At 63.3% G+C, this 9,710-nt stretch carries 9 protein-coding genes; 7 read left to right on the top strand and 2 right to left on the bottom strand.

Annotation, left to right across the window (positions count from 1 at the left end):
• On the top strand, positions 1 to 764 hold a 764-nt coding region (locus JWP26_RS17325), incomplete at its 5' end, for a DeoR/GlpR family DNA-binding transcription regulator (RefSeq protein WP_299730605.1).
• Here JWP26_RS17325 and JWP26_RS17320 read toward each other — a convergent pair.
• Together JWP26_RS17320 and JWP26_RS17315 are read right to left on the bottom strand one after the other, a co-directional pair.
• Complete coding sequence (locus tag JWP26_RS17320) at positions 748 to 1,770, bottom strand: N-acetylglucosamine-6-phosphate deacetylase (RefSeq protein ID WP_299730602.1); 1,023 nt, start codon at positions 1,768 to 1,770, stop codon at positions 748 to 750. The genes JWP26_RS17325 and JWP26_RS17320 overlap by 17 nt on opposite strands.
• Positions 1,767 to 2,501, bottom strand: a complete 735-nt coding sequence (locus JWP26_RS17315; RefSeq protein ID WP_299730599.1) for a glucosamine-6-phosphate deaminase — start codon at positions 2,499 to 2,501, stop codon at positions 1,767 to 1,769. The genes JWP26_RS17320 and JWP26_RS17315 overlap by 4 nt, the downstream gene beginning before the upstream one ends.
• 210 nt (positions 2,502 to 2,711) lie before the next feature.
• Here JWP26_RS17315 and JWP26_RS17310 point away from each other — a divergent pair, with 210 nt between their 5' ends.
• The 6 genes from JWP26_RS17310 to JWP26_RS17285 all read left to right on the top strand — a co-directional run bounded on the left by JWP26_RS17310 (position 2,712) and on the right by JWP26_RS17285 (position 9,686).
• Positions 2,712 to 3,761 (top strand): HD domain-containing phosphohydrolase, encoded by a 1,050-nt coding sequence (locus tag JWP26_RS17310; RefSeq protein WP_299730597.1) that lies wholly within the window; start codon positions 2,712 to 2,714, stop codon positions 3,759 to 3,761.
• A 553-nt stretch (positions 3,762 to 4,314) separates the two neighbouring features.
• Positions 4,315 to 4,656, top strand: coding sequence for an STAS domain-containing protein (locus JWP26_RS17305; protein ID WP_299730595.1), 342 nt, complete (start codon positions 4,315 to 4,317; stop codon positions 4,654 to 4,656).
• Positions 4,653 to 5,021 (top strand): response regulator, encoded by a 369-nt coding sequence (locus JWP26_RS17300; RefSeq protein WP_299730593.1) that lies wholly within the window; start codon positions 4,653 to 4,655, stop codon positions 5,019 to 5,021. Before JWP26_RS17305 ends, JWP26_RS17300 begins: the two co-directional genes overlap by 4 nt.
• On the top strand, positions 5,018 to 7,108 hold the full coding sequence (locus JWP26_RS17295; protein WP_299730591.1) for a chemotaxis protein CheA: 2,091 nt from the start codon (positions 5,018 to 5,020) through the stop codon (positions 7,106 to 7,108). The genes JWP26_RS17300 and JWP26_RS17295 overlap by 4 nt, the downstream gene beginning before the upstream one ends.
• Positions 7,105 to 7,602 carry a chemotaxis protein CheW gene (locus tag JWP26_RS17290; RefSeq protein WP_299730589.1) on the top strand — a complete coding sequence of 166 codons (498 nt, stop codon included), beginning with the start codon at positions 7,105 to 7,107 and terminating at the stop codon, positions 7,600 to 7,602. The genes JWP26_RS17295 and JWP26_RS17290 overlap by 4 nt, the downstream gene beginning before the upstream one ends.
• Positions 7,599 to 9,686: a methyl-accepting chemotaxis protein gene (locus JWP26_RS17285; RefSeq protein WP_299730587.1), complete on the top strand. Its 2,088-nt coding sequence runs from the start codon at positions 7,599 to 7,601 to the stop codon at positions 9,684 to 9,686. The genes JWP26_RS17290 and JWP26_RS17285 overlap by 4 nt, the downstream gene beginning before the upstream one ends.
• Positions 9,687 to 9,710: the final 24 nt, after the last annotated feature.

The raw sequence follows: 9,710 nt of genomic DNA, 5'->3' as shown, positions 1-9,710 counted from the left end.
ACGGCGCGCGGCTCGGCGAGCGGCAAAGCGCCATTCTGGATGCCGTGAGGGCCAATGGCGCGGCGTCGGTGGCCGAACTGGCGGCACGGTTCGACGTCACCACCCAGACCATAAGGCGCGACCTGCGGACGCTCGAAACCAAGGGGCTATTGCTCAAGGGTTTTGGCGGCGCCTTCGCCTCTCCCGGCGTGGCCCAGCATACCTATAACGAGCGCCATACCATCCAGGTCGAGGTCAAGCAGCGCTTGGTCGCTGCCCTGGAGGAATTCCTTGTCGCCGGCGCGACTGTGTTTGTCGGCCTCGGCACCACGTTCCACGCCCTGCACGAAATCCTCGTGCGCCACCCCGGCGTCCTGATTGCCACGCCCAATCTGGAAGTCGCCTATTCCTGCGCGTTGAAAACCGACGCCACCGTCTATGTCTATGGCGGCTATGTGCGCAACAAGGACTCCTCCGTCCTAACCCTAGCCGATTCCAATCGCCAGCGCTTCAAGTTCGACATCGCCATCATCGGCGCCAGCGCCATCGACCGCGACGGCTCGGTGCTGGAGTTCGATCCGATGGAGGTCGATCTGGTACGCGATATCCTGCCCCAATCCCGGCAGGTGATCCTCGTCGCCCACGAGGACAAGTTCGACCGCCGCGCGCCCCATCAGGTCACGAGGCTCGCCGATGTCGACGTGCTGATTACCAATGGTGACCCGACCGGCCGCTTCGATGATCCCGCCCTGCTCGCCGGCCTCCGCGTTATCGCGATCGACTGATCGCCGCCGGCCGCTCAATGCTTGGCGCCAGATCGGGCGTCCACCTGACCACCCCCGGATCCACCGCAATGCCATGATGCGCCAGTGCCCGCGCCATCGCCGCCAGCGGATTGCGCGACGCCATCGCCACGGCATCCTCCGCCATCGCAATCCCCCAATCGACGACGTTGCGCACCGCTTGATCCAGACATAGCGCGGAGCCCGCCAGATTGGTCCGCCCTGGCTGCACCATAGCCCCAGCCACCGTGCGTTCGACCGCCATCCCGGCGAACACATACTGTCCCGCGGGCGCCGCCGCCCCCAGCACCGCATCGGTGACCAGGATGGACTTGCCCACCCCCTTGATCCGCACCAGTGCGCCCAGCGCCTGCGGGCTCATGTGATGCCCATCGGCGATCATGCAGGCGCCGAGGCCCGGCTCCGCCAATTGCGCCAACAATGGATTGTCGAGCTTATGCATCTGCTGCGGCAGACCGTTGCCCAGATGGGTCGACAGGCTCATACCCGCCGCGACGGCAGCACGGACCGCCTCATGCCCGGCATTTGAATGCGCCATAGCGACCACCTTGCCGCGCTCCGCCAGTTGCCCAATGAACGCCACCGCGCCGTCCCGCTCCGGCGCCAACGTCACGAGGAGGATCGGCCGGGTCAGCCCCCGCTCGATCCCCTTCACCATGGCGATATCGGGATCGATCATCGCCTCTGGCGGATGACAGCCGGCAAACCCCGGCGCGGGATTGAGGAACGGGCCTTCGAGATGATAACCCGGCACCATGGCGGCGCCCAGCCGACTGCCCGTCACCGCCGCATCCAGCGCGGCCAGCCGCTCGCGCAGCACATCAACCGGCGCCGTGATAATGGTGGGCAGGCATAGCGTAACGCCACTGGCCTGCATGGCCTCGAGCGCAACATCCAGCCGGTCGGCGGTGATACCCGCATCGTTGAAATCCACGCCCGCATAGCCGTTGACCTGCAAATCAAACAGGCCGGCGCTCCAAAAATTCATGCCAGCAGGCTGGCCGATGCAGCGTCGAGATGCAGCGTGGCATCGGCATGCTGCTGCAGGATCGAGGCTGGAAATGCATTGCTGACCGGCCCTTGCGCCGCATGCCGCACTGCCCCCGCCTTGCGGACATCCGGCACTGACAGGATGATCTTGCGCGATTTCATAATCTGGCGAATGCTCATCGACACCGCCCGCTGCGGCACGGCGTCGAGGCTTTCGAACCAGCCTTCGCCCAGTTGCTGGCGGCGGCAGGCCTCGTCAAGCTCGACCACTATGTAAGGATACTCGGTGACGAAATCGGCCGGCGGATCGTTGAAAGCCAGATGGCAATTCTCCCCAATGCCCGCAAAACACACATCGACTGTCTCGCGCCCGAGCCGATCGTTGAGCCGCCCGATTTCCCCCGCCAGGTCCTCTGCATCGCCCCCCACCATCACGAACTCCGCCAGCGCCGGCAGCCGCTCCACCACCCGTTGGCGCAAATAGCCGCGAAAACTCGCCTTATGCGTGGCGGGCAGGCCGACATATTCGTCCAGATGAAAAGCCGTGACTTTGGCCCAGTCGATATCGGCCTGGATCAGGCTTTCCAGCATCGGGAACTGGCTGGTGCCGGTGGCAAGAATGACCACCGCACGGCCCCTGCTTGCGATCGCACTATTGATCGCCTCGGCGCCTTGCCGGGCCGCGGCCTGCCCCATATCGGCGGCATCTCTGTGATGGACTATTTTCATGGCGCGATCATCGCCGCGGTCGGGAGATGGTGCAAGAGCCAGGTCCGGACACATCGTCGCGCACCGCGATTTCTGAGGCCCCTACCCTCGTTTCAACGCCTTGGAAACCGTGTTTTATCTTTGGCTGACAGGGCGTTCCGGACCTGCAAAAATTAAGCATCGAATAAGAGCTTGCCCTTATGTTTCGGGTGGGGAATTCCAGGGGCGAAAATGCGGGTGCTCATAGTCGACGATAGCCGGTCGAGCCTTGCGATGATCGGCTCGATCGTCAAGCAGGCCACCACCGCCCAGATCGATACCTGCCTGCTGCCCCTCGACGCCATCGCCATGACCAAGGCATGCCAGTACGATCTGATCCTGGTCGATCACATCATGCCCGGCATGGATGGCATCGAGTTGACCGCGGCGCTGCGCGCGCGTGATGCCTATCGCCTGGTCCCGATCATCATGGTGACCTCCGACATCGACAAACACACCAAGCTCGAAGCCTTTCGCGCCGGGGCGACCGACTTCGTCAACAAGCCCTTCGACCCCACCGAATTGCAGGCCCGCGTCGTCAACCTTTTGGCGCTGCGCCAGGCTCAGGTCGAGCTGGCCGATCGCGCCACCTGGCTGTCGCGCGAAGTGGATCAAGCCACCAAGCATTTGCTGGAGCGCGAGGAAGAAGTCATCTGGCGGCTGGCCCGCGCCATCGAATATCGCGACGGCGATACCGGCGAGCATGTCTCGCGCGTCGCCCTGATCAGCCAGTTGATCGCCGCCGGTATCGGCCTCAGCCCGCAACGCTGCCGCACCATCTATCTGGCCGCGCCGCTGCACGATATCGGCAAGATCGCCATCGCCGACGCCATTCTCAGCAAGCCCGGCAAGCTGACGCCCGAGGAAATGGCGATCATGCGCGAGCATGTCACCATCGGTGCTCGCATTCTGGAAAACGGCTCATCCGACCTGATCAAGACAGCCGAGCTGATCGCCCAGAGCCACCACGAACGCTGGGACGGCGCCGGCTATCCCGACAAGCTCTCGGGCACCGATATTCCGATCGAGGCCCGCGTCGTCGCCATCGCGGACGTGTTCGACGCACTCTGCTCGCAGCGCCCCTATAAACAGGCCTGGCCCATCGAAAAGGCCCATGCGGAAATCATCGCCTGCAGCGGCACCCATTTCGATCCGACTTGCGTCGCTGCCTTCCGCGACAAGTGGACCGAGATCCAGACCATCATGCAGGGCGAGCCACCGCGCACCGCCGTCGGCTTCTAGTCCGGCCGCACGTTTCTGCAGCTCAGATCGCTAACCTACGGTCGCGCAAGAGATTTACGATTTGTTGCCTGGTCCGGCCGCCCGTCGATTTGCGGCAAATTTGTGGCAGGGATGCTACCCTCACAAGTCTATATTTGCCAAACTTCCGAATACCGGCAAAGAGCACAAGTCTAATTTGAGTATATCGATACGTATTTTGTCGGACCGACTCGCCGATCTGAATCGATGACTCGCCCTCTCCGCCAACGGATTCATTCGCGGCCACAGGAATCCGGGAATGATTCATGGCAAGTCGATAAATATTGCTTTGTCGCCATCATGTCGCCGCAAGTGTAACTTTACGCATCCAGTAACGCTCAATTAAGCACCTTCGTATACCTTAAGTCATGCGTTCGATGGGAATAGGGCGCACACAGAAGAAGCTCCGTGATGCAGATCGAAGGCATATTAATAGACTAGTAATACCTCGAAAAGCGCCTCCGCTTCCCAACCTCTTAGTGCGGTAGAGTAATATAATGCCCAGTCACATCAGTCTTGCCTTCCGGTCATTCCAATGACCGGAGATAGCGCCCACATGCTCTCCATCAGCGGTGACGCCGGCCTGCGCAATGTGCAGGATATCGCCGGTCTACTGCGACAGGCCCTGGACAGCCACAGTAGCATTACTGTCGCCACCGAAGGTCTGACCAGTATCGACGTCACCATTCTCCAACTACTCGTCGCCGCCCGGAAATCCGCCTTGGCGTCCGGCAAGACATTGACCCTGCATGCGCCCCCGGACGGCGTGCTGCATCGTCTCCTGGTCCAAACCGGATTTGTCGGCACCGATGGCAAGTCGCGCACGCCGGAAGGCGAATTCTGGACCGGCCCCTCACCAACGGAACACGCAGCATGAGCAAAACCATCCTGACCATCGATGACAGCGCCTCCATCCGGCAGATGGTGGTCATGACCCTTGCATCCGCGGGCCACGAGGTCATCGAGGCCATCAACGGCGCCGATGGCTACACCAAGGCCACCACCAACACCGTGCACGCCGTCATCACCGATCTCAACATGCCGGTGCTGAACGGCATCGAGTTCATCCGCAAGTATCGCCAGCACCCCTCCAGCAAGGGCGTGCCGATCATTTTGCTGACCACCGAGTCCGATGACGAGCTCAAGCGCCAAGCCAAGGAAGCCGGCGCCACGGGATGGATCGTCAAGCCGTTCAAGCAGGACCAGCTTTTGGCCGTCATCAAGAAGGTAACCGGCGAATGAGCTTTCCCGATCCTACCGAGACCTTCCGCCAGGAAGCACGCGAGCTGCTCGAACAGCTTGAGCAGGGCCTGCTCGATCTGGAGCAGAACCCCGCCAATGACGATCTGATCAACTCCACCTTCCGCGCCCTGCACACCATCAAGGGTTCGGGCGCCATGTTCGGCTTCACCGCCGTCGCCAATTTCGTGCACGAATTTGAAACCGCCTTCGACCAGGTCCGCAAGGGCCAGACCGTGGCCACCCCCGCACTGATCGAAGTGGCGCTCGACGCCAAGGATCACATCCACAAGCTGATCGAACAGCCCGACACCAAGCTTGCCGGTGGCGACGCCATTCTCGAGGCACTGCGTGCCGTCATTGATGGCACCAACGCGCCTGCCGAAGCCGCGCCGGCAGCCGAAGGCGCCGTCATCGCGCTGGACCTTGATGAACCTACGCCGGTGGCCGTGGAAACCGCTCCCGCTGAGCCCACCACCTGGCGCATCCGCTTCCGCCTGCCCAGCGACGCGCTGGTCTATGGCACCAATCCACTGCTGCTGCTCAAGGAAATCACCGACCTGGGCCCCTGCGTGGTTACGGCGCTGACCGATACCATTCCGAACCTCGAGACCATCGATCCCGAAGTGCCCTATTTGGGCTGGCAGATCGACCTCACCATGGCCGAAGACCCACACGCCGCCATCGACGATGTCTTCATGTTCCTGCGCGACGGCATGGAGCTGTCCATCGAGCCACTGACCGGCGCCGAGCCCGCTGCTGAACCCGTCGCGATCCCTGCCCCGGTTGTCGAAGCCGCACCGGCTATCGTGGCCGCCACCCCAAAACCCGCCAAAGCCGCCAAGGCCAAGCCCGCACCTGCACCGGTCGCCGAGACCCCTGCCGCCCCGCCCGCCGATGCCAAGGCCCCAGCCGCCTCGTCCATGCGCGTCGACGCCGAACGGCTCGACGAATTGATGGACCGCGTCGGCGAACTGGTGATCGCCCAGGCCCGCCTGACCCAGATCGCCGCGTCCAGCAGCGACGGCAATCTCAAGACCATCGCCGAGGAACTCGAACGCCTGTCCTCGGGCCTGCGCGATACCACGATGGGTATCCGCATGGTGCCGATCGGCACCCTGTTCAGCCGCTTCCGCCGCCTGATTCACGATCTCAGCCGCGATCTCGACAAGGACATCGAGTTCATCACCACCGGTGAAGATACTGAACTCGACAAGACCATGATCGAGCGCCTGGCCGATCCCCTGGTCCACCTGATCCGCAACTCGGTCGACCATGGCCTCGAAAGCGTCGAAAAACGCCTCGCCGCCGGCAAGACCCCCAAAGGCACGGTCCGCCTCTCGGCCGTCTATGCGGGGGCGGAAGTCGCCATCTCGGTCTCCGATGACGGGGCCGGCCTCAATGCCGAACGCATTCGCGCCAAGGCCGAAGAAAACGGCATCATCACGGCCGACCAGAAGCTCACCGATCAGGAACTCAACCACCTGATCTTCGCGCCCGGTTTCTCCACCGCCAAAGAAGTCACGTCCCTGTCGGGTCGCGGCGTTGGCATGGACGTGGTCAAGCGGACCATCGATGGCCTGCGCGGCAGCATCGATGTCACCACCAAGGCCGGTCAGGGCTCGACCATGACCCTGCGCCTGCCCCTGACCCTGGCCATCATTGATGGCATGCTGGTGCGCGTCGGCAACGGCCGCTTCACCATCCCGCTCTCGGCGGTGGAAGAATGCGTCGAGCTGCCCGAGGGCATCGAAGGCAAGGGCCGCAACTTCCTCGATATCCGTGGGGCCCTCGTGCCCTTCCTGCGGCTGCGAGAAGTGTTCAACACCACGACGCCTCCCGAACCGCACCAGAAGGTCGTCATCGTCTCATCCGGCGAAGGCCGGGTCGGGCTCGTGGTCGATCAGATCATCGGCAACAACCAGACCGTGATCAAGCAGCTCAGCAAGTTGCACTCGCCCATCAAGTCCTTCTCTGGCGCCACCATCCTGGGTGACGGCACCGTCGCCCTCATCCTCGACACCGCCCATCTGGTTGCCCACGGGCAGAGCTATGTCGACCGCAACAAGTCCGAAGGGAAAGCCGCATGAAAGCGTTCAAAGCCGGGCCCATGAAGGCCCTGACGATGCGCCTGCAGGACGAGCTGTTCGCCATCGAGGCCGAAAGCGTGCGCGAAATCCTCGACCTCGTGCCGATCACCGAAGTGCCCAATGCACCCCCCTTCGTGGGCGGGCTGATCAATGTACGCGGCCGCGTCGTACCGCTCGCCGATCTGCGGGTCATGTTCGGCATGGATCGGCCGCCGCCGGACAAGGATACCCGCATCGTCGTCATTGAGATCGAAATCGATGGCGAACCCACCATCGCGGGCGTGCTTGCCGACAAGGTGCATGACGTCACCGACATCGAGGCTGCCTCCATCGAGGAAGCGCCCAAGGTCGGCATGCGCTGGCGCGCCGATTTCGTGCGCGGCATCGGCAAGCGCAATGGCGGCTTCATCATCATCCCCGATCTGGGGCGAATTTTCGAAACCCAGGGCGCCCGGACACCGCCCTCCACAGCAGAAGAAAGACTTGCATCGTGAGACTGACCATCAAGGCTAAACTGGCGGGCGTGTTCGTCGTCGTCGTCGCGCTCTCGGGCGTCAGCATGTTCTTTGCCCTGCAAAGCCTGGGCAAGATCAATGACTCGCTGGGCGACATTGTCGACGTTCGCTCGGCCAACACCATCACCATGTCCAATCTGCAGACCGCGCTGGAAAGCGTCGGCTCGCAGATGCGCGCCATGATCATCACCTCCGATCCCGATCAGATGGCCACCTTCAGTGCCGGCATTGCTTCGGAAATGGCCAGCATCACCGCTGATTATGCGGCGCTGGACGGCAATATAGCGGACCCCAAGGTGCGCGAGGGTCTGGACCAGTTCCACGTCAAGCTCACCCAGTACCAGGCGATGATCCCGCAGGTCGAGCAACTCACCACCCAGAACAGCGATGCCGTTTCGCTGGCTATCTCGCGCTCCGACGGCAGCACGGCACTCGGCCAGGTCGAAGACGCCATGGTCGCGCTCAAGAAGGCGCTCGCCGCCCGCGTGTCGGCCGGCGACACGACCGTGTTCCCGGCCTACCAGGCCGCCACCGACATGTACCTGACCATGACCGACATCTTCCGCCAGCAGCGCAATATCCTGCTCGCCTCGGGTGATCCGGAACTGCAGGACAAATGGCATGCCGACTACACCACCGGCCTCACAGCTATTGCCGAACAGATGCCGGCGCTGCAGCGCCTGGTCCCGGCCGCCGACACGACCCTGTTTACCGCCGCGAAGGCCGCCTATGACGGTCTCGTCGTCGCCATGGACAAGGCCGTCAGCGTTGCCATGACGCGCACCGACTTCCTCGCCACCGCCAAGGCGGACGAGGCCGGCGTCATCCGCGCCGATGCCGATGCCATGCTCGATACCATGATCGACACCAACAAGGCCGCCCTGCAGCAGGCCGACGAAGACTCTGACGTACTCTACAATTCGAGCATGGCCCTGCTGATTGGCTTGCTCATTGGTTCGGTGCTGATTGCCGCCGTCTCCGCTACCTGGATTGTCGTGGCCATCTCTCGCTCGCTGTCGAGTGCCGTGGCCCTGGCCAACGCTGTCGCCGGTGGTGACCTCAATGCCTCGGCCACCGCCAAGGCCGACGACGAAATCCGCGACCTGATCAATGCCCTCAACGCCATGGTGCGCAAGCTGCGCGACGTGGTCAGCGAAGTCACCACCGCCACCCGCAATGTTGCGGCCGGCAGCCAGGAAATGTCGGCCACCGCCGAACAGCTGAGCCAGGGCGCGACCGAACAGGCGTCCTCCACCGAAGAGGCCTCGGCCTCGATGGAGGAAATGACCGCCACCATCAAGCAGTCGGCCGATAACGCCAACCAGACCGAGAAGATCGCCCGCCAGTCGGCAGCCGATGCCATCGCCAGCGGTGAAGCTGTCAACAACGCCGTCGCGGCCATGCAGACGATTGCCGAAAAGATCATGGTGGTGCAGGAAATCGCCCGCCAGACCGATCTGCTCGCCCTCAACGCCGCGGTGGAAGCCGCACGTGCCGGCGAACATGGCCGTGGCTTCGCGGTCGTCGCCTCCGAGGTTCGCAAGCTCGCCGAACGCAGCCAGGCTGCCGCCGCCGAAATCTCGACGCTCTCCGGCACCACCGTCAAGGCCGCCCGCTCGGCTGGCGACATGCTGGCCAAGCTGGTGCCCGATATCCAGCGCACCGCTGAACTGGTCGAGGAAATCTCCGCCGGCAGCCGTGAGCAAAGCTCAGGCGCCAGCCAGATCAACACCGCCATCCAGCAGCTCGACAAGGTGACCCAGCAGAACACCAGTGCCGCCGAGGAAATGTCGGCGACCTCCGAAGAACTGGCCTCCCAGGCCGAACAGCTCCAGTCGGCGATCAGCTACTTCCGGCTCGACGAGCACCACACGGGGGCCGCCCCCGTGATGGCTCCAGTCAAGGCGCGCGCCTCCACTGCCGCCCTGCGTCAAGCTATCGCCGCCAAGGCGCCACACACAGTCCGCAAGGCCGCGCCCGCCAATACCGGCGGTTTCGACCTCGACCTCGAAGACGGCCACGATGCGCTAGACGGAGAGTTTTCCCGCCGCACCGCTGCCTGATTGCTCTGCCGGCCGCGGTCCGCC

It is taken from the genome of Devosia sp., from assembly GCF_028290435.1.
In the GTDB taxonomy this organism is placed as follows: domain Bacteria; phylum Pseudomonadota; class Alphaproteobacteria; order Rhizobiales; family Devosiaceae; genus Devosia.
The sequence above is the reverse complement of the archived record's forward strand: the minus strand, read 5'-3'. Positions and strand labels throughout refer to the sequence as shown.

What these genes read in the sequence shown, in the direction of transcription:
- JWP26_RS17320 (WP_299730602.1), bottom strand. Translation starts at nt 1,770, where the DNA reads ATGAATTTTTGGAGCGCCGGCCTGTTTGATTTGCAGGTCAACGGCTAT.
- JWP26_RS17315 (WP_299730599.1), bottom strand. Translation starts at nt 2,501, where the DNA reads ATGAAAATAGTCCATCACAGAGATGCCGCCGATATGGGGCAGGCCGCG.
- JWP26_RS17310 (WP_299730597.1), top strand. Translation starts at nt 2,712, where the DNA reads ATGCGGGTGCTCATAGTCGACGATAGCCGGTCGAGCCTTGCGATGATC.
- JWP26_RS17305 (WP_299730595.1), top strand. Translation starts at nt 4,315, where the DNA reads ATGACCGGAGATAGCGCCCACATGCTCTCCATCAGCGGTGACGCCGGC.
- JWP26_RS17300 (WP_299730593.1), top strand. Translation starts at nt 4,653, where the DNA reads ATGAGCAAAACCATCCTGACCATCGATGACAGCGCCTCCATCCGGCAG.
- JWP26_RS17295 (WP_299730591.1), top strand. Translation starts at nt 5,018, where the DNA reads ATGAGCTTTCCCGATCCTACCGAGACCTTCCGCCAGGAAGCACGCGAG.
- JWP26_RS17290 (WP_299730589.1), top strand. Translation starts at nt 7,105, where the DNA reads ATGAAAGCGTTCAAAGCCGGGCCCATGAAGGCCCTGACGATGCGCCTG.